General features: G+C 60.9%; 15 protein-coding genes. 7 read left to right on the top strand and 8 right to left on the bottom strand.

All coding sequences use genetic code 11. The features are described from left to right. The first annotated feature begins 32 nt into the window (after window positions 1–32). The 5 genes from AUC43_RS12840 (at window position 33) to AUC43_RS12820 (ending at window position 5,985) form a co-directional block, all read left to right on the top strand. Complete coding sequence (locus AUC43_RS12840; RefSeq protein ID WP_068194163.1) at window positions 33–404, top strand: hypothetical protein; 372 nt, start codon at window positions 33–35, stop codon at window positions 402–404. A gap of 299 nt (window positions 405–703) precedes the next feature. Continuing rightward, on the top strand, window positions 704–1,747 hold the full coding sequence (gene pseI / locus AUC43_RS12835; protein WP_068194160.1) for a pseudaminic acid synthase: 1,044 nt from the start codon (window positions 704–706) through the stop codon (window positions 1,745–1,747). Beyond that, complete coding sequence (locus AUC43_RS12830) at window positions 1,747–3,051, top strand: glycosyltransferase family protein (protein WP_233254005.1); 1,305 nt, start codon at window positions 1,747–1,749, stop codon at window positions 3,049–3,051. The genes pseI and AUC43_RS12830 overlap by 1 nt, the downstream gene beginning before the upstream one ends. A gap of 35 nt (window positions 3,052–3,086) precedes the next feature. Further along, complete coding sequence (locus tag AUC43_RS12825) at window positions 3,087–4,463, top strand: DUF7033 domain-containing protein (RefSeq protein WP_157781065.1); 1,377 nt, start codon at window positions 3,087–3,089, stop codon at window positions 4,461–4,463. A gap of 34 nt (window positions 4,464–4,497) precedes the next feature. Beyond that, entirely contained in the window at window positions 4,498–5,985 is a 1,488-nt protein-coding gene (locus AUC43_RS12820; RefSeq protein WP_068194154.1) for an oligosaccharide flippase family protein, read from the top strand. A 100-nt stretch (window positions 5,986–6,085) separates the two neighbouring features. Here the strand turns inward: AUC43_RS12820 and AUC43_RS12815 are convergent, their stop codons facing one another. The 8 genes from AUC43_RS12815 to AUC43_RS12785 all read right to left on the bottom strand — a co-directional run bounded on the left by AUC43_RS12815 (window position 6,086) and on the right by AUC43_RS12785 (window position 16,252). Next, window positions 6,086–7,132 (bottom strand): methyltransferase domain-containing protein, encoded by a 1,047-nt coding sequence (locus tag AUC43_RS12815; RefSeq protein WP_068194151.1) that lies wholly within the window; start codon window positions 7,130–7,132, stop codon window positions 6,086–6,088. Between the two features lie 189 nt (window positions 7,133–7,321). Next, the gene (locus AUC43_RS12810) at window positions 7,322–10,471 is read right to left on the bottom strand and encodes an efflux RND transporter permease subunit (RefSeq protein WP_068194147.1); all 3,150 of its coding nucleotides are present in this window, start codon (window positions 10,469–10,471) and stop codon (window positions 7,322–7,324) included. A 139-nt stretch (window positions 10,472–10,610) separates the two neighbouring features. Further along, entirely contained in the window at window positions 10,611–11,690 is a 1,080-nt protein-coding gene (locus AUC43_RS12805; protein ID WP_068194144.1) for an efflux RND transporter periplasmic adaptor subunit, read from the bottom strand. A gap of 137 nt (window positions 11,691–11,827) precedes the next feature. After that, a complete protein-coding gene (locus AUC43_RS12800) occupies window positions 11,828–13,132 on the bottom strand; it encodes a TolC family protein (protein WP_199243445.1) in 1,305 nt (434 codons plus the stop codon). 132 nt (window positions 13,133–13,264) lie between these two features. After that, entirely contained in the window at window positions 13,265–13,903 is a 639-nt protein-coding gene (locus AUC43_RS12795; RefSeq protein WP_068194141.1) for a DUF937 domain-containing protein, read from the bottom strand. Between the two features lie 3 nt (window positions 13,904–13,906). Next, window positions 13,907–14,065 (bottom strand): hypothetical protein, encoded by a 159-nt coding sequence (locus AUC43_RS20985; RefSeq protein ID WP_199243444.1) that lies wholly within the window; start codon window positions 14,063–14,065, stop codon window positions 13,907–13,909. 356 nt (window positions 14,066–14,421) lie between these two features. Beyond that, window positions 14,422–15,753 carry an OmpA family protein gene (locus AUC43_RS12790; protein WP_082685078.1) on the bottom strand — a complete coding sequence of 444 codons (1,332 nt, stop codon included), beginning with the start codon at window positions 15,751–15,753 and terminating at the stop codon, window positions 14,422–14,424. A 160-nt stretch (window positions 15,754–15,913) separates the two neighbouring features. Further along, window positions 15,914–16,252, bottom strand: coding sequence for a hypothetical protein (locus AUC43_RS12785; protein ID WP_068194137.1), 339 nt, complete (start codon window positions 16,250–16,252; stop codon window positions 15,914–15,916). Window positions 16,253–16,335: 83 nt separating this feature from the next. Between AUC43_RS12785 and AUC43_RS12780 the strand changes: the two genes are divergently transcribed. Next, window positions 16,336–17,076, top strand: coding sequence for an electron transfer flavoprotein subunit beta/FixA family protein (locus AUC43_RS12780; RefSeq protein ID WP_068194136.1), 741 nt, complete (start codon window positions 16,336–16,338; stop codon window positions 17,074–17,076). 126 nt (window positions 17,077–17,202) lie between these two features. Then, complete coding sequence (locus AUC43_RS12775; protein ID WP_068194135.1) at window positions 17,203–18,180, top strand: electron transfer flavoprotein subunit alpha/FixB family protein; 978 nt, start codon at window positions 17,203–17,205, stop codon at window positions 18,178–18,180. Window positions 18,181–18,273 lie beyond the last annotated feature (93 nt).

The following is an 18,273-nucleotide window of genomic DNA, read 5'->3' as shown; positions in this document are numbered from 1 at the left end:
AGCGGTACTTTCACGACCAGTAACAACGCCAGATGCCCTTCATTGACTACGTCTTTTATTGCCACTACCTGCTCTTCGGCTGGTTGCGGAAAGACGACTTTCCCGAGGCGAAGGCAACGGTTATCATGGCCAGCAGCAACTACTGCCTTTTGCTCACCCTGCTTTTTGCTTCAGGGCACTTCTTTCGCCTAATCGTTCATCCTGGGATTGCGGTCGCCGGGGGTGCCCTGCTGTTAGTTGGCTACTATCAGTACTTTATTCGCCACGACCGCTATGTGGCCATTGTCAAGCGGTTTGTTGCCTCCCGAAGCCACCAGCAAGTCCAAGACCGGACCTTTGCCGTGGCGTGGGCACTGCTCAACTATTTTGCCATCATCCTCTATGTATGGCTCCGTTATGATTAATGGCTCCTTTCCCTGAACCGCAAAATTAACGGCCTGCCATTCCCGTGAGGGCTTAGAATCGTCTTCCACGGCGTGTATTGAGTTTACGAAAATCGTCTACCAATCAAAGTTTACGAAACCTGGTTAGGAGATGAGTTTCGGAGACTCGGAAAGGTAGGGCTGACAGTACCCCTTGCGTTGGTACATCTTTGGCAAAAACACTCCTGCGATGCCTTAATCCACGATGGGCTACGAGTAATTGTCAGGCCTTGCCTGCGCGGAGCCCTACCTTTGTCGCCCTACTTCGCTTCCCGTCAAACATGACCGAAATTACCATCGGTGGCCGTCCGGTTGGCCCCGCTCACAAGCCGTTTATCATCGCCGAAATGTCGGGCAACCACAACCAGAGCCTGAAGCGCGCTTTGGCCCTGGTCGATGCTGCTGCCGCTGCCGGCGTTGATGCCCTCAAGCTGCAGACCTATACCGCCGATACCATTACCATGGACACGGGCTTTGCCATCGACGAAGAAGGCCAGTCGCTGTGGGAGGGCAAGAATTTGTACAAGCTCTACGAAGAGGCGCACACGCCCTGGGAGTGGCACGCCGAGCTGTTTGCCCGGGCCCGGCAGCACGGCATGCTGGCCTTCAGCTCGCCGTTTGATGAGACGGCGGTAGACTTTCTGGAGACGCTGGACGTGCCGGCCTACAAAATTGCCTCGTTTGAAAATGCCCACTGGCCGCTGCTGCGCAAGGTGGCCGCCACCGGCAAGCCCGTGATTGTGAGCACCGGGGCCGCCACCCTGGCCGAAATCGACGACGCCGTGCGGGTGCTGCGCGAAGCCGGCTGCCGCGAGCTGGTGCTCCTTAAGTGCACCAGCACTTACCCCGCCTCGCCGGCCAACACCAACCTGCGCACCATCCCCGTGCTGGCCGAAACCTTCGGCTGCCCCATCGGCCTGAGCGACCACACCATGGGCGTGGGCGCGAGCGTGGCGGCCGTGGCGCTGGGCGCCTGCGTCATCGAAAAGCACTTCACCCTGAGCCGGGCCGAGGGCGGCGTGGACTCCGCCTTTTCGCTGGAGCCCCACGAGCTGAAAATGCTGGTGGAAGAAACCGAGCGGGCCCACCAGGCCCTGGGCACGGTGCAGCTCTGCATCCAGACCGGCGAAGAAAAAAGCCGCCTCTACAAGCGCAGCATTTACGTGGCTCAGCCCATTGCCGCGGGCGAGGAATTCACTACGAAAAACCTGAAAATCATTCGCCCCGGCGACGGCCTCTGGCCCCGGCACTGGGACGTGGTGCTGGGCCGCAAAGCCACCCGCGACCTGAAGCCCGGCACGCCCCTGACGTGGGAGGCGCTCTAATGCCGCCGCGTACCTTGCCGCTTATTGCGCGGCTGCGCGACATTCTGCAGTTGCGCTTCACGGCGGTGTTTGCAGCGCTGCCCGCAGCGGCCCTGGCCAGCATCTCGCCCGCCAATCCGCTGAAACGGCTGGCGCGGGTGCTGGGCTACGCGGGCCTGCGGCTGGTGGGCAACATCTTTCAGCCCATTCGGAACCGAGAGGACCTGCACGGCAAAGTGTGGCTCTACGTGGTGAGCGCCAACAACTACGACGCGCTGGAGTTCATCCAACAAGCCCGGCCCGATGCCGTGCTGGTGGCCGGGCAAGCCAAGCACATTGGCCGGTATAATGCCACGGTAAACCGGCTCTCATTGCGCCGCAAGCTGCTGTACTACTGGCAGTTTCCACTGGCCTTCGTTGGGCTGCTGCGCACCGATGGCCGCCGGGCGTGGCGTTTTTTTGACTTCATTTTTTACGCCATCGGCTACTACGAGGTGTATCGCCGGGCGCTGCGCCACTACCGGCCGCGCGCCGTGGTGTTCTCCAACGACCACAACGACGACACCCGCTCGCTGCTGCTGGCCTGCCGCGCCGAGGGCGTGCCCACGGCCTACGTGCAGCACGCCAGCGTAAGTGCCAACTTCCCGCCCCTGGGCTTCGACCTCAGCCTGCTGGAAGGCCAGGACGCCCTGGACAAGTACCGCCGCTGCGGCCCCGTGCAGGGCCAAGTGGAACTGGTGGGCATGCCCAAAGCCGACGCCTACCTGGCCCGGCGCAACACCGCGCCAGCCGTGCGACGCGTGGGTGTGGCCTGCAACATCCATGACCCGCTGGAGCCGTTGACCGAGGCGCTGGTGTACCTGCTGCGTGAGCTGCCGGAACTCACCTTCACCCTGCGTCCCCACCCCAGCGACGGGCGCGACTTTGAGCCACTGCGCCGGTTGCTGCCCAACTTACAATGGTCGAGCGCGCGGGAAGAAAACGTGTTCGATTTTCTGCTGCGGCAGGATGCGCTGGTGGCAGCCGATACTTCCACGCACCTAGAAGCCACGCTGCTGAACGTAGCCAGCATTTACTACCGCTTCGGCACCAACCCCCACACCGACGACTACTACGGCTACGCCGCCCACGGGCTGGTAGAGCGCGCCAACAACCCCGTGGAACTGGCGGCGGCGCTGCGCCGGTACGCCCAGCACAAGCCCGCCGACCTCTACCGCCGCGCCGCCTATTACAACGCCACCCTCGGCACACCGGACGAAGGCTGCAGCCAGCCCCGCACCCTGGCCCTGCTCAACCAGTGGCTCGAAGCCCAGCCTCGGCGCTAGCGAACGCGGGCAAGCCCCACCGTACTTTTGCTGCAATGCCTGCCGCTGCTCCTTCTGCTTTGCTACCGCCGCTGGTAGCTACACCGGTTTCGGCCGAGGTACGGCTGGCGTATGTATTGCGGCATTTTGAGCTGGCTTACCAGCGGGTGCCCGCTGTCAGCATCGGTTACGCAGCAGCCCGGCCCACCATCGAAGTTCGGGAGGGCGCGGGCGACTTTTTCAGCGGCACGCTCCCCTACCCGGCGCCGCCCAACCGGCGCGAATGGCGGGGCCAGTTGGTGCCGTTCTTTTTTGATGCCGCCCCGGAGGCGCCGCTACTGGAGTTGAGCCCGGGTCGCACCACCATCAATGCCGATATCATAGCTGCTGCTTTTTACCTGCTGAGCGGCTGGCAGGAATACTTTTCGGCGGCGCGCGACCGGCATGGGCGGTTTCCTTATGCCGAAAGTGTGCAGCAGCAGTATGGCTTTGTGGCCTTGCCCGTGGTTAATTATTATTTCGATGTGCTGAAGACGGCCATCGAACACGTAACCGGCCAAGAGCTAAAGCCAAGAAGTTGGGCTGGAAAAGCCCCGTTCGCCGCCTTCATCAGCCACGACATCGACAACCTGCGCAGCGGCTGGAAAGCCTCCGCCAAGACTGCCTTGCAGCGGCGAAATTGGGCTACTTTCGGCCGCAAAGTCTGGCAACACCTCACCCGGCCCGGTGCCTGGGACAACCTAGAAGCCGTGGCGAAAGCAACAGCCACACACGGCGCGAAGTCTACTTTTTTCATCCTCCCGAATCACCAGGCGAGCGCCGATGGTACTCCCAATGCGGATTACCGGCTCACGCCGCCCCTACGCCAACGCTTCGCTGAGCTAAAAAAGCAGGGCTGTGAGCTGGGCCTGCACGGCAGCATTGGCACGGCAACCGAGGTGCGGCAGCTTGCGAAGGAGCTTCACTCCCTGCAAATTGAGCCACAGGGGCTGCGTTTTCATTACCTGCGCTGGGAGCCCCGGCGCACGCCCGCTATAGTCGATAACGCCGGCTTTGCCTACGATTCCACGCTGGGCTTTGCCGAGCATTTTGGCTTCCGCAATTCCTACTGCCACCCCTTCTACCCCTTCAACTTCGAAACCGGCACCAGCCACCACTTCCTGCAAATCCCGCTCCAGGTGATGGATGCAACCCTGCACCACCCCCACTACCTGCAACTGGGCCCGGAAGAAATCCTACCGGCTTTGACGCCGCTGTTTGCTGAGATTGAGCGGTTTGGCGGGGTGGCCTCGGTGCTCTGGCACAATGAGAACTTTGACCCCGCCAACCAGACCACCGGGCCCCGTCAGTTTCACGAAATCATGCAGCACCTGAGCCAGCGGGGAGCCGTCTTCCTCACGGGGCGCGAAATCTGTCAGCAATTTTCCGTTTAGCCCAACTTCTTCACTTCCTCATTCCCGCACTCTTTTGGGCATCGTTCAGCGCCAGGGCATCCGCAACACCCTGATTTCTTATGTGGGCCTGGCCATTGGCTTTGCCAATACCATTCTGGTGCTGCCGCGGCTGCTGTCGCCGGCCCAGATTGGTCTGGTAGGCAGCGTGCTGGTGCCCATGGCCACCATTGGGGCACAGGTGGCAGCCTTTGGCTTTGCGAATGCGGGCATGCGCTACTTCCCGTTTTTCCGCAACCAGGGGCGCAACCACGCGGGGTTTCTGCCGCTGCTGCTTGGCCCGCCGCTCATCGGCTTTGGAGTGGTGTCGCTGCTCATGTGGGTTGGCAAGCCGCTGCTGTTGCAGTGGTACGCCAAGGGCGATGCGGATTTGCTGGCGCCGCATTATCTGGCGGCCATTGGGCTGGCGGGCTGCATTATGCTGGGCTCGCTGCAGGATGCCTACCTGCGCTCGCTGTTTCACACGTCTTTTTCCTCGTTTTGCCAGGAGATTTTGCTGCGGCTCATGCTGGTGGGCGCGGCCGTGGCCTATAGCCAGGGCTTTTTGACCTTCCATGGCTTCGTACTGGCGTATGTGGGGGCGTATGCCGTGGTGGCGTTGCTGCTTGCGGCCTACCTGGCGGCCATTGGCGAGCTGCACCTGCGGCCCACGCGGGCGGCGTTGCGCATCAAGCCGCTGCGCGAGATGCTGGGCTTCGGGGCTTTTGTGCTGCTGAGCAACATTTCAGGCACGGTGCTGCTCAACATCGACAGCCTGATGGTGGGCACCAAAAAAGGCTTTGCCATGGCCGGCATCTACCTCATTGCCACCAACGTAAGCACCGCCCTGGTGCTGCCTTTCCGGGCGCTCTACAAAACGGCTTTTTCGCTTATCGCCGAGTACTGGAAGGAAGGCGACATGGCCAAGATGGCCGACTTCTACCGGCGCAGCACCCGCATCAACACGCTGCTGGGCTGCTACCTGGCCCTGGGCATTGGGCTGAACCTGAACTTCATTTACGGGTTGATTCACCGGCCGGAGTATGCGGTAGGCACCACGGCGGTGCTCCTGCTGCTGGCCGGCCGGCTTGTCGATGGCATCACGGGGGTCAACGGCATCATCGTGGCGACCTCGCCCCGCTACCGCTTCGACCTGGTTTTCAACATCTCGCTGGCTGCCGCCGTGGTGGTGCTCAACTGGCTGCTGATTCCGTGGCTGGGGCTGGCCGGCGCCGCCCTGGCCTACTGCATTGCGCTGGTCGGCATCAACACGGCGCGCACCTGGTTTGTGTGGCGCACCTACGGCATGCAGCCGTTTGATGGCCGCATTGCGCGCATTCTGGCGGTGGCCGCAGTGGCCGGCCTGGCCGCCTGGGCCCCGCCCGAACTGCCCAACGCTTGGCTCACGCTGCTGCTGCGCGGCAGCATTCTCACGGTGGTATACGGCGCGGGCGTTTTGCTGACCCGCACCGCTCCAGAGCTTACTGGCCTAATGGCCAACCTGAAAGCCCGCCTAACGCGGTAGTGGGCGACTCGTATTTCCAAATAAAAGAACGGTCATGCTTCGGCTGCGCTCAGCATGACCGTTCTTTTATGAGCAGGCCTTCTTTTATCAGGCACAGACCCTAGCAGCAGCTGCCGCCTAATGTTTCTCCCGAGGCCTTGGCCGTGGCCGGTGTAGGGCCGCAGTCGAACAAGCCAAAATGCCGGCTTTTGTCGCCTACCACTTGAAAATACGGCGCGTAGCGGGTGTCGCTGACCATGGCGGCGGTGTTGCCGCACACCAGCATGGGCCGGCCGGTCTCGAAGGTGTGGTGGTCGTCGAGCACAAACTGGGTGGGCTGGCCGGGCACGGTGCCGAGGTAGGTGGCTACCTGGCCGTGGTCTTCGCAGCGGTCTTCCAGGTCGAGCTTGAAGGCGCGCACCGTAAAGGAATAGAAGCCGATGTTACCAACTTTGGCTTCGATTTCGGGGTTGTTGATGGTGAGGCGGCGGCTCGAAAACAGGCGGTAGTCGTGCACGCCCAGGCTCAGGAGCAGGCGCCGGAAATCTTCGGTGTACAGGGCGCCGCTCAGGCACTCGCCGTAAAGGATTGGGTCCTGCCGGAGGGCTTCGGGCACGCGGCGGTCGGCAAAAACGTCCGCGATGAACAGCTCCCCGCCGGGCTTGAGCACCCGGAAAATCTCGCGATACGTGGCCTCTTTGTCGGTACTGAGGTTGAGCACGCAGTTGCTCACCACCAGGTCCACGCTATTATCGGGCAGGCCGGCGGCGAGCAAATCTTCAATGTAGCCGTGGCGGAACTCCACGTTGGGCTGGGTGTAGCCGAACTTTTCGGTGTGAAACGCCACGTGGCGGCGGGCTACGTCGAGCTGCTCCTCAGTCATGTCGACGCCGATAACGCGGCCGTTTTCGCCCACCAGCTTGGAGAGCAAAAAGGCGTCGCGGCCCGAGCCGCTGCCCAAATCCAGCACCGTGAGGCCCTCGATGGCATCGGGCACGCACACGCCACAGCCGTAGTATTTATCCAGCACTTCGGGCGCGAGTTGGGCCAGAATGCGTCGGTGGGCTAGCGGAATATCGTCGGTGCAGCAGGCGTTGGTGAGCAGGTCCTGGCTGGTTTGCAGTTGGGTGCCGTAATAATCTTGAACCTGGGCGTGGGTATCGGACATAGAAAAATCTGGTGGGAAATAATCGGGGACCCGCGGGCCGTTGAGCCAACGGAGTTGCTCTCAACCGCCATTGCAGCGGTTGGTTTGCGCAAATTACCTACGGCCGGGCTTTTCAGTTGGATTTCCAGTGAGTGGCCAGCGGCCCACACGAATTCATCCCGACGGTTGGCGTTGCAACCAGCGCTAGGCTTACGCCCCCACCAGCACGGGCCGCTCCGCTTCCACCTGCTCCGGCGTGGGGCCATCCTGGTGCATTTCGCGGTAGAAGAAAGCGAAAATGAGCGGGAAAATCAGGAGCGTGAGCACCGTAGCTGTCACCAGCCCGCCAATCACCACGATGGCCAAAGGTTTCTGGGTCTCGGAGCCGATGCCGGTGCTCAGTGCCGCTGGAAACAGCCCAATCATGGCCATGAGGGCCGTCATCACCACGGGGCGCACGCGGGAGGCCACCCCCAGGCGCAGGCTTTCGGCCAGGCTCAGCTTCTTGCGAAGGTTCTCTTTGAACACCGTAATCAGCACAATGCCGTTCTGAATACATATCCCGAGCAGGGCGATGAAGCCAATGCCCGCCGAGATGCTGAAGTTGACGCCCGTGAGGTGCAGGGCCGCGATGCCGCCGATGAGCGCAAACGGCACGTTGGTGAGCACCAAGGCCGCGTCTTTGCCGTTGCCGAAGGTGATGAACAGCAAAATGAAGATGATGACCAATGACACCGGCACCACTTGGGTGAGGCGCTTGGTGGCGCGCACCTGGTTTTCAAACTCGCCGGCCCACTCGATGCGGTAGCCTTTGTCGAGCTTGATGGCCTTGTCCATCTTCTTCTGGGCCTCGGCAATGGTGGAGCCCATGTCGCGGTCCCGGATGCTGAACTTCACGGCGATGAAGCGCTGGCCGTTGTCGTGGTAAACGAAGGCTGGGCCGTTTTCAGTTTTGATGGTGGCTATTTCCTTCAGGGCCACCTTGCTGCCGCGGATGGTTGGCACGCGCAGCTCGCCGATTTTGGCTTCGGTGTCGCGGTCCTGCTTGGGGTAGCGCACCGTCACGTCGAACTTGCGCTCGCCTTCGTAAATTTGGGTGGCGGCTTTGCCGCCCACGGCCATTTCCACCACGGTCTGGGCGTCGGCGGTTTGCACACCGTAGGCGGCCATGCGGGTTTGGTCGAGCTTCACGCTCATTTCGGGCTGGCCCAGGTTGCGCAGGATGCCCAGGTCTTTCACCCCCGGCACCGTGCTCAGCACTTTAAACACTTCGTTGGCCTTGCCATCGAGCGCTTTGAGGTCGTTGCCGAAAATCTTCACGGCCAGGGCTGCGTTGATGCCTGCCACGGCTTCTTCCACGTTGTCAATAATCGGCTGCGAGTAGTTGAACACAATGCCCGGGTACTCCTTCAGCTTCTTGTCCATCTCGTCAATCAGCTGCTCCTTCGTGATGTTGCGCTTCCACTCTTCCTTGGGCTTGAGGTTGACCTGGGCCTGCACGTAGTAGATGCCCGAGGGGTCGGTGCCGTCGTTGGAGCGACCCGTCTGGCTCAATACGGAAGTCACCTCCGGAAACGAGCGCAGGATGCGGCGGTAGTTGGCCGCCATCTTGTTGGTTTCGGTGAGTGACGACGACATGGGCAGCTTGGTTTCCACCCAAAGCGCGCCCTCGTTTAGCTCTGGCAAGAACTCCGAGCCCAGGAACTTGAACGAGTACAAACCCAGCGCCACCACGGCCAGCGCCGTGCCCACGCTCAGCAGCTTGTGCCGGTAGGTGAAGGCAAACGCGCCGGTCACGATGCGGTCGAAGAAGTTCACCACCGGGTTGTGCTTCTCCTTCACGTTTTTGTTGAGCAGCAGCGAGCACAGCACCGGCACCAGCGTCAGGGTCAGAATCAGGGCGCCCACCAGCGCAAAGCCCAGCGTGTAGGCCAAGGGGCTGAACATCTTGCCCTCCACTTTCTCAAAGGAGAAGATGGGCAGCAGGCAGGTCAGAATAATCAGCTTGGAGAAGAAAATGGCCTTGCCCAGCTCGCCGCCGGTTTTCTTAATCATGCCCAGCTTGGCCAGCTTGTTGAACTTCTCCATGCCCACTTGGTGGGCCTTGTGGTCGAGCACCACAAAAATGCCCTCGACCATGACCACGGCGCCGTCGATGATAATGCCGAAATCAATGGCGCCCATGCTCAGCAGGTTGGCGCTCATGCCCTTCAGCCGCAGGCAGATAAAGGCAAACAGCAGCGCCAGCGGAATCACAATGCCCACTGTGAGGGTGGTGCGCCAGTCGGCCATAAACAGCAGCACAATCACCGTCACGAGCACAATGCCCTCAATCAGGTTGTGAATCACGGTGTGCGTGCAGTGGTCCATCAGCACGTCGCGGTCGTAGAACGTTTTCAGGTACACGCCCTCGGGCAGTACTTTTTCGTTGAGCTCGGCGATTTTGGCTTTGACGCGGCCCAGCACCTCGGCCGGGTTTTCGCCTTTGCGCATGATGACAATGCCTTCCACCACGTCCGATTGGTCGTCGAGGCCGGCCTGGCCCACGCGGGGGGCGTTGCTCTCCGTTACCTGGGCCACGTTGCGCACCAGTATGGGCACGTCGTTCTGGTCCTTTACGATGATGTTGCCGATGTCTTCGGGCTTGGTTAGCAGGCCAATGCCGCGCACCACGTAGCTCTGCGAGTTCTTCTCAATCACGTCGCCGCCCACGTTCAGGTTTGACTTCTGCACGGCATCGTACACCTCCAGCGGGGTCATGTCGTACTTGGCCAGCATGGCGGGGTTCACGCTGATTTCGTAGATTTTACGGGTGCCGCCGAAGGCCGCAATGTCGGCCACGCCGGGCACCGACTTAAGCTGCCGCTCCACTACCCAGTCCTGAATGGCCAGCAATTCGTTGGTGGTGCGCGGCGTGCGGCTTTGCACCGTGTAACGGAAAATCTCGCCGGTGGGGCCGTACGGCGGCTGCACATGCGACTCACAGCCCAGTGGGAGGTTCACGCTCTGCAGCAGGTTGTTGACCTGCTGCCGGGCGAAGAAGTCCTCCACGTTGTCCTCGAAGTTAATCTTGAGCACTGACAAACCGAACATGCTGATGGAGCGCATGTTGCTCTTCATCTGCACCGAGTTCATGGCCACCTCAATGGGCGTGCTCACAAACCGCTCCACCTCCTCGGCCGAGCGGCCGGGCCAGAGCGACACGATTATCATCTGCGTGTTCGTGACGTCGGGAAACGCCTCGATGGGCGTGTGCACGTAGCTGTAGGCGCCCCCAGCCACCAGCAGCGCCGTCATGAAAAAGACGAAAAACCGATTCTTCAGCGAGAAGGCAACAATGCCCGAAATGAATTTATTCATGGTTGTATGTCATCCTGAGCGCAGCGAAGGAACTTATCACCTCCGCGCAGCACGGGTTAGTAATTCTGGCGAAAGCAGCCGTGATAAGATGCTTCCTTGGCTGAGGCCGACCTTCGGTTCGTCAGCATGACAGAAAGAGCTAGTCGTTTAGCTCGTCGTACACGAGCAGCTGTTCTTTAGCAATCACCACGTCGCCGGGCTTCACGCCCGAGGCCACGTAGCTGTAGTCGCCCACGGTTTTGCTGATGGTCACGGGGCGGGTTTCCACGTGCGCGCGGTCCTTGAAGACCATCACGAAATTGCGGTCCTTGTCAAATACCACGGCTTTGGCGGGCACGGCCAGGGCCTTGGCGCCCTCGGTATTTTCTACCCGCACCTGGGCATACATCTCGGGCTTGAGCAGGTAGCCGGGATTTTCAAGGCGCACGCGCACCTTCATCACCTTGCTCTCGGGGTCGAGCACGTTGAAGACCTTGTCAATCTTGCCGCGGAAGTGCTTGTCGGGGTACGAGAGCGTGGTCACGTCGGCGGAGTAGCCCACTTTCACCTTCGAGATATCCGATTCGAACACGTTGGCCATAATCCAGACGTCGTCGAGGTTGCTCACCGTGAACAGGTGCTGCACGTTGTCGTGGTTGAACTGCTCGTGCTCGCTGGCGTTTTTCTCTGTGATAAAGCCCGAGATGGGCGCCCGCAACTCGTACACGCCGTCTTTGCCGATGCCGAATACGCTCAGCTGCTTGAGGTTCTTGCCCACCGTGCCGCGGGCTTTCGTCACCTCGGCCCGGGCCAGCACCACGTCGCGTTCCGAGTTGAGCCCGGCCTTGAACATGTCTTCGGCCACGGCCAGGTTTTTCTTGGCAATGTCGAGGTCCGAAGTGGCCGCCGTGGTCTGGTTCTGCACATCGGCAATCTCGCTCGATTTGATAACCGCCAGCACCTGGCCCTTGGTCACCTTGTCGCCCAGCTGCACGTTCAGCTTTTCCACCACGCCCCCCACCAGCGGGTACACCTTCACCGTCTTGTCGCCGTCCGACATGATTTCGCCGGTCAGCACCAGCTCGTCCTGCACCGGCCGCTCGCGCACCGTGTCCAGCACTATCTGGTGCATCATGGTATCGGAAAGCCGGAAGGCCGGCTTCTGCTCTTCTTTGGCTTCTGGCTTTGTGCAGCTGGCCAAAGCCACAGCGGCCAGCAAGGGGAGAAAAATGCGATTCATTACCGTTGGTTACTAAAAAAACATCGGGCGGCGTTGGCCAAAGCAGCGCGCTCGCCCCATTGGGGATGATGGATTGATGGCCCCGCGCGGGAGGCGTTGGCGGCGCTAAGCAGCCCGTTTAAAAAGGGGTTTATCTGCTACTCCGCCCGGAATACCGGCTTGCCCACGGCGAAATTGAGCTGTTCGAACGCCCGCACGCGGTTGGCGCGCAGGGTGTTGAGTTGCACCAGGTTGTTCTTGTAGGACTCGTAGAAGTCGAGGTATTCCACCACGCTCAGCACGCGCTTGGCGTAGCTCTGCTCAATGCCGGTCATCAGGCGCGCAAAGGGCGCCGTGTCGCGGTCGGTGCTCTGAAACAGCTCGTCGTTGCGGGCCGCGAGCTGGTAGGCCTGGTGCACTTCGCTTTGCACTACGAGCTGTTGCTGGTCAACCTGCAGCTTGCCGCCGGCCACCTGGGCTTTGGCGGCCTGGATGTTGCCCTGGTTGCGGTTGAAAATCGGCACGGCCATGCCCAGCGTCACGGCGTGGTAGTTGTTGATGTAGGAGCCGGCCTTGTCGTAGGTATAGCCCACGGCCAGGTCGGGCGTGGCCAGCTTCTGTTGCAGGCGCAGGTTCAGGTTTTGCTGCTCCAGGGCGGCGCGGCGGGCGTTGAGGTCGGTGCGCAGCACCTGGGCAGTATCCACCAGCTGCTGCTCGGTGTAGCCGTTTAGATTCAGGTCCCGGGTGCGGGCCAGGTTCACCTGCGGCACGTACTGGCTGCCGGCCGGGTCGCGCAGCAGCACGTGCAGGTCGGTTTGCTCGGCGGCGGCATCGTTGCGCAGGGCTTGCCGCTCGCTTTGCAGCGCAAAGAGGAAGGCCCGCAGGCGAATTACCTCCTTCAGGGCTACGTTGCCCTTTTCGTACTGCGTCTGGTACAGGCCCACGGTGCGGCTCAACGAGGCAATTTCCGTGTTGTACACCTTCAGCGTCTGCTGCTTAAAGAACAGGTCGTAGTACGTGGTGCGCAGCTGGTAGCGCAGCGTGCGCAGCAGGTCCTGTAGGTTGTACTGCTCCACCACGGCCGTTTGCTGGGCCACGCGGTTGGCGGCCCGGCGCCGGCCCGCGATGGAAAACAGCTGCTGCACCTGCAGCACCACCTCGCCGGGGGCGCGGCCATCGAAATGGTCGCGGTTGATGTTTTTGTTGATGGCGTTTTGCTCCAGCGTCACCGTGGGGTTGTCGATGAGGCGGGCCTGAATGGCTTGGGCCTGGGCCACCGTCACGTTGTACTGCTGGGCCAGTACGGCCAGATTGTTCTGGAAAAAGCGCTGCTCGGCGTCGGGCAACGTGAGGCGCACGGTATCGGTTGGGGCGGGCGCGGGGGCAGCGGGCGCCTGGGCCAACGCCGGCAATGCCGCCACTCCCCAAAACCCAAGAAATACCAGAAATGAAAAACGGGACATAAAGAGCATTGATTTCCCCACAAATGTGGACAGGCCCGCATGAGGATAAAATGAACCCTGCGCGCACGCCCTCAATGACTCTATCCGCTCGGCCAATGGCGGTTTTTACCAGCCCAATGGCTTCTCTACTGCCTAGCCCCGCAAGCCAATGCCGGTAGCGGCCTCGCTCGATGCAAAGGAACCCGCGCTGGCTCGGGAGCCGCCCGTGGGGCTGGCCACGTCAGTGGCCGGCAGCCCCCACACCAGCAGGAAATACCGCACCAGCACAAAGGCAATAAACGGCACGAGCAAATGGTACCACCAAGTTCTGAGGCCGCCCGCGACAGTTGGCGCGACGCGCGAAGCCGCCAACCGGCCGTTGGCAGCCGGCGCAGCCCAATTGCCCAATCTGCCCAACCGGAGCACGCCCGTAAGGCCGTGCAGGCCAGCGGGCAGCAAGCTGCGCACCTGCCCTTTTAGCCCCACCAGCAGCCAAGCCGTGCCTATTGCTTTGAGATTATGGCTGCTGGCGTACTGGCCCAGCAGGGCGGGCACCACCACTCCTGCCGTGCCCAGCAAGGTCTTGGCCGAGCTGGGCTTAATGCCTGCATACGCACTGACGGCATCGGCAATGGTCCCGGAATTTGCGCCAAACAAATTGGTTAACAGGCAATCACCCTGTACCATGGCGCCGCCCAGCGTGTCGCCGCTGCCCACGATGCCTAGCAACCCGGTCATGGTGCTGCAGTGGCCACTGGCCGTGCGGCTGGCATTTTGGCTCAGGTCGTACACCAGTTAGGCTTCTCCCGCTCCGACCTTTTTTATGAGTCCGGCCAACTCCACCGGCACAAGGCCGCCCAACGCCTTGCTGACGCCATTCTCAGCCTCGCCGAGCCGGCTGGCGAGGTGGCTTACCAACTCACGGGAGAAAGTAGCCTTGATGGTGTCGAGCAAACTTGTCATCGCTGTGCTGGAAAAGCACGGTAGTTGAAAGTCATGTTATTCAGTCTTAAATCATTTATATAAGTAAATAATAAATAAAAATAGTTATAATATATGGTGCATGCATTATTATTCTCGCTCAACATGTGCCAGCGCCACTCCAATTAATTATTTAATGTTAGAATTAATTAGTTTCACTTAGGCAAGTTTGCCGGCAAAGACCGGTGAAACGCAGCGGTGGCAAGGAATTGAGCTACTTCCACCTGAAAGACCTTAAGTTGAGCTAAAACCCATTACGGGTTTGAACACCAAAAGGCCCCGTCGTGTGCTCGCGGGGCCTTTTGGTGTTAAGCAGAATAGCTTAACTGCTATTTGGCTGTCACCCGTACGTCTACGCGGCGGTTTTGCTGGCGGCCTTCGGGCGTGTTGTTGCTGGCCACCGGGTGCTCGGGGCCGTAGCCCTCCGAGGCGAGGCGGTTGGCCGCAATGCCAGCGGCCACGAGGCGGTTAAGCACCGTTTTGGCGCGCTCGCCCGACAGCCGGCGGTTCAGGGCCGCATCCCCGCGCGAGTCGGTGTAGCCGCCCAGCTTCAGCTTTACGGCGGGGTACGCTTTCAGGATGGCCGCCAGGTTGTCGAGCTGTTCCTGCGAGTCGGGTAGCAGCTCCGAACTGGCCGTTTTAAACAGCAGGCGGTCGAGCGAGAACCACGTGGTTTTATCCACGGGCCGCGACTTGTCGTTAATATAGGCCACCAGCTTGCTCTCGACGCCATTCGCAGGAGCGTTGATGGTGCTGCCATCCCGCAGCTTAATGGCCGTCATAGCACCCAGCTTTGCCCAGCCGGCTTTGAGGGCCGCGGAGGCCGAATCCAGCCCCGTGCTTACGGCCGGGGCCACCGGCTTCGGCATGCCTTTGGTTGTGTCGGCCATGGGGGTGGTTTGCGTGGTAGTTGGGTTGGTAGTGGTTTTGTTGCAGCTGCGCGTGAAAAAAAACAGAAGGGCCAGCACCGCCAACGCCCCCAGGATGAGGGGCCAGCGCGTACCGCCCCCGGCAGGAGCCGGGGTAATTTGGCGCCGCGGGTCACCGCCCGGGTTGGTCATGGCCGAGCCGAGGGTGCCCGCGGCACCGGCCGCCGCACTGCCCATGCGGCTGGCGGCCGCACCCAGGCCCCCCAGCAACGCGCCCAGGCCACCGGGTAGCATGGCCATTACCTGGTCCTTCAGCCCAATCAGCATGGAGCCCATGCTGCTGGCGTTGAGGTTGTTTTGTTTGACGTGGCGGCCCAGCAGCGCCGGCACCGCCATGCCCGCCAGACTCAGCAGCGAGCTGGCCGAACCCGAGCTGATGCCCGCGTGGCTGCTGAGCGGGGTAGCCAGGTTGGAAGCCTGCCCGCCAAAAATCGAGGTCAGCATGTTTCCGGCCTGTGGGCTGCCGGTATTGGTGCCACTCAGCAAGCCCAGCAGCCCTTTGGACGAGCCCAGGCTGCTGCCGTGCTGCTGAAAGGCCGTCTGCGCCATGCTGAAGACCGACTGCGCGCCGTCGCCGTTGCCAACTTTCTGGATAAGCCCGGCCAGCACCAGCGGCAGCGCGGCCGACAGCCCTTTGCTCACCCCGCCCTGGTTTTCGCCCAGGCGGCCTGCCAGCCCACTAGCCAGGTCGGGCGTAATCATTGCCTTGATGGAGTCAAGTAAATTATTCATCGGAAATAGGAAAAATGGTGACGCTTACCCGGCCCTCCGCAGCCCGCATTGCGTACTAAAATAACCATTTTATCTTATACTTTTCCGATTAAAAAATTAAGCATAACACTATCTGCCAATGCCTTTGCTGTAATAATCAAGCAGGGAAGCTATCGACTGCTTAATCATCTTCGTAGTCCAGTCCTAGGCACTTGTTGAGGGCTTGCAGCAGCTCGCTGGCGGCGTGCTGCTGGCCGGCCTGGCGAGCTACTTTCAGGCCGTCGCGGTAAACTTTTTCGGCCTCGTCCTGCTTATCAAATTGCTCGAGCAGCTTGCCGGCATGGTAGTACGTGCCCACATAATCAGGGTGTTCGGACAGTAGTTTTTGGTAAAATCCCCAGGCCCGCTCCGGCTCCTGCGCCCGGTATTCCGTGGCCAGGGCATAGATGGTAAAGGCGTCGGTGGGGTCGTCTTGGTAAAAGGCGAGCAGTTGCTGCAAACGGGTGGACGGCGTGTTCATTCGGGGCGGTTTCAGGTTATCTTTGCGCCAAAATTGCGGTTTTTCCGCGTGATTTCTCCTTTCTCTGGTTTCAGCCCGCTTGCATGAAATTCCTCGTTTGCATTAGTAACGTGCCCGACACGACCACCAAAATCACCTTTACGCCCGATAACAAGGAGTTTAACAAGGCCGGGGTGCAGTTCGTGATTAACCCCTGGGATGAATACGCCCTCACCCGCGCCATTGAGCTGAAAGAGGCGGCCGGCAGCGGCACGGTCACCGTTCTCAATGTAGGCGAAGCCGATACGGAGCCCAACATCCGCAAGGCGCTGGCCATTGGCGCCGACGACGCCATCCGCGTCAACGCCGCACCGCAGGACGCCTTTTTTGTGGCCGAGCAGATTGCGGCCGTGGCCAAAGAAGGCGGCTACGACGTGATTCTGATGGGCAAGGAAAGCATCGACTACAACGGCTTCCAGGTGCACGGCATGGTGGGCGAAATGCTCGGCATCCCAACCGTGGCCCCGGCCATGAAGCTCGACATGAACGGCAATACCGCCACACTGGAGCGCGAAATTGAAGGCGGGAAGGAGATTGTGACCGTAACCACCCCCTTCGTGGCCTCGTGCCAGCAGCCCATGTGCGAGCCCCGCATCCCCAACATGCGCGGCATCATGACGGCCCGCACCAAGCCCCTGAAAGTGGTGCCGCCCGTAGGCGAGCCCGCCCGCACCCAAGTCGCCGAGTACGCGCTGCCGCCCAAGAAGCAGGGCGTGAAGCTCATCCCCGCCGAAAACGCCGGCGAGCTCATCAAGCTGCTGCGCAACGAAGCCAAGGTTATCTAATAATCATCTGTCATGCTGACGCAGGAAGCATCTTATCACGGTTGCGCTCGTCAGAATCACTAATTCATTGCGGCGCGGACGTGATAAGGTCCTTCGCTCCGCTCAGGATGACAAACAAGAAAAATTATGTCTGTACTAGTTGTAGTTGAATGCGCCGATGGCGAAGTGAAAAAATCTTCGCTGGAAGTCGCTACTTACGGGGCCGAAGTGGCCGCCATGCTGGGCACCACCGCCACGGCCATTGCCGTGGGCGAAGCCACCGAGGCCAACCTGGCCAAGCTCGGCGAGCAGGGCATCACCAAGGTGCTCTACGATGCCGAGCCGCGCCTCAAGGACTTTGTAAACAACGCTTACACCAAGCTCATTGCCACCGCAGCCGAGCAAGAGCAGGCCAAGGTGATTATCCTGGCCAACTCCAACATTGGCGCGGCCGTGGGCTCGCGCCTGTCGGTGCGGCTCAAGGCCAGCTTGGCTACCAACGCCGTGGAGCTGCCCAAAACCGATAACGGCCAGTTTGTGGTACGCCGCGGCGCCTTCTCCGGCAAGGCGTTTTCGGACGTGGTGCTGAGCGGCGAGCGCAAAATCATCGCCGTGAAGAAAAACTCGACCGAAGCCAAGCACGAAGCCGGCAAAACGGCCGAAGTGCAGAGCTTCACGGCCCAGCTTACCGATGCGGACTTTGCCGACGCCCCTACCCAGGTGGTGATGCAGGACCAGGCCGGCGGCATTCTGCTGCCCGAAGCCGACCGCGTGGTATCCGGCGGCCGAGGCATGAAAGGCCCCGAGAACTGGGGCCTGATTGAGGACCTGGCCAAGGCGCTGCACGCGGCCACGGCCTGCTCCAAGCCCGTGTCGGACGTAGACTGGCGCCCTCACCACGAGCACGTGGGCCAAACCGGCATCACCGTGTCGCCGAACCTGTACATCGCCTGCGGCATTTCGGGGGCCATCCAGCACCTGGCCGGCGTAAACAGCAGCAAGGTGATTGTGGTCATCAACAAAGACCCGGAGGCGCCGTTCTTTAAGGCTGCCGACTACGGCATCGTGGGCGACGTGTTCGACGTACTGCCCAAGCTGACGGCTGCCGTAAAAGAATTGGGCTAATATTTTTTCAGGAATTGGGGACTTAGGCATTTTGTTTTCGTAAGAAAACGGCTGCTTAAGTCCCCAAATCTTTTATCATGCGGCGGGCCCGGG

Source organism: Hymenobacter sedentarius (assembly GCF_001507645.1).
Lineage (GTDB): Bacteria > Bacteroidota > Bacteroidia > Cytophagales > Hymenobacteraceae > Hymenobacter > Hymenobacter sedentarius.
Note: the sequence above shows the minus strand (reverse complement) of the source record. Positions and strands in the feature narration are given on the sequence as shown.

Bases quoted from the DNA above. Each gene is read 5' to 3' on its own strand.
- AUC43_RS12840 (WP_068194163.1), top strand. From the start codon at position 33: ATGCCCTTCATTGACTACGTCTTTTATTGCCACTACCTGCTCTTCGGC.
- pseI (WP_068194160.1), top strand. From the start codon at position 704: ATGACCGAAATTACCATCGGTGGCCGTCCGGTTGGCCCCGCTCACAAG.
- AUC43_RS12830 (WP_233254005.1), top strand. From the start codon at position 1,747: ATGCCGCCGCGTACCTTGCCGCTTATTGCGCGGCTGCGCGACATTCTG.
- AUC43_RS12825 (WP_157781065.1), top strand. From the start codon at position 3,087: ATGCCTGCCGCTGCTCCTTCTGCTTTGCTACCGCCGCTGGTAGCTACA.
- AUC43_RS12815 (WP_068194151.1), bottom strand. From the start codon at position 7,132: ATGTCCGATACCCACGCCCAGGTTCAAGATTATTACGGCACCCAACTG.
- AUC43_RS12810 (WP_068194147.1), bottom strand. From the start codon at position 10,471: ATGAATAAATTCATTTCGGGCATTGTTGCCTTCTCGCTGAAGAATCGG.
- AUC43_RS12805 (WP_068194144.1), bottom strand. From the start codon at position 11,690: ATGAATCGCATTTTTCTCCCCTTGCTGGCCGCTGTGGCTTTGGCCAGC.
- AUC43_RS12800 (WP_199243445.1), bottom strand. From the start codon at position 13,132: ATGTCCCGTTTTTCATTTCTGGTATTTCTTGGGTTTTGGGGAGTGGCG.
- AUC43_RS12790 (WP_082685078.1), bottom strand. From the start codon at position 15,753: ATGAATAATTTACTTGACTCCATCAAGGCAATGATTACGCCCGACCTG.
- AUC43_RS12785 (WP_068194137.1), bottom strand. From the start codon at position 16,252: ATGAACACGCCGTCCACCCGTTTGCAGCAACTGCTCGCCTTTTACCAA.
- AUC43_RS12780 (WP_068194136.1), top strand. From the start codon at position 16,336: ATGAAATTCCTCGTTTGCATTAGTAACGTGCCCGACACGACCACCAAA.
- AUC43_RS12775 (WP_068194135.1), top strand. From the start codon at position 17,203: ATGTCTGTACTAGTTGTAGTTGAATGCGCCGATGGCGAAGTGAAAAAA.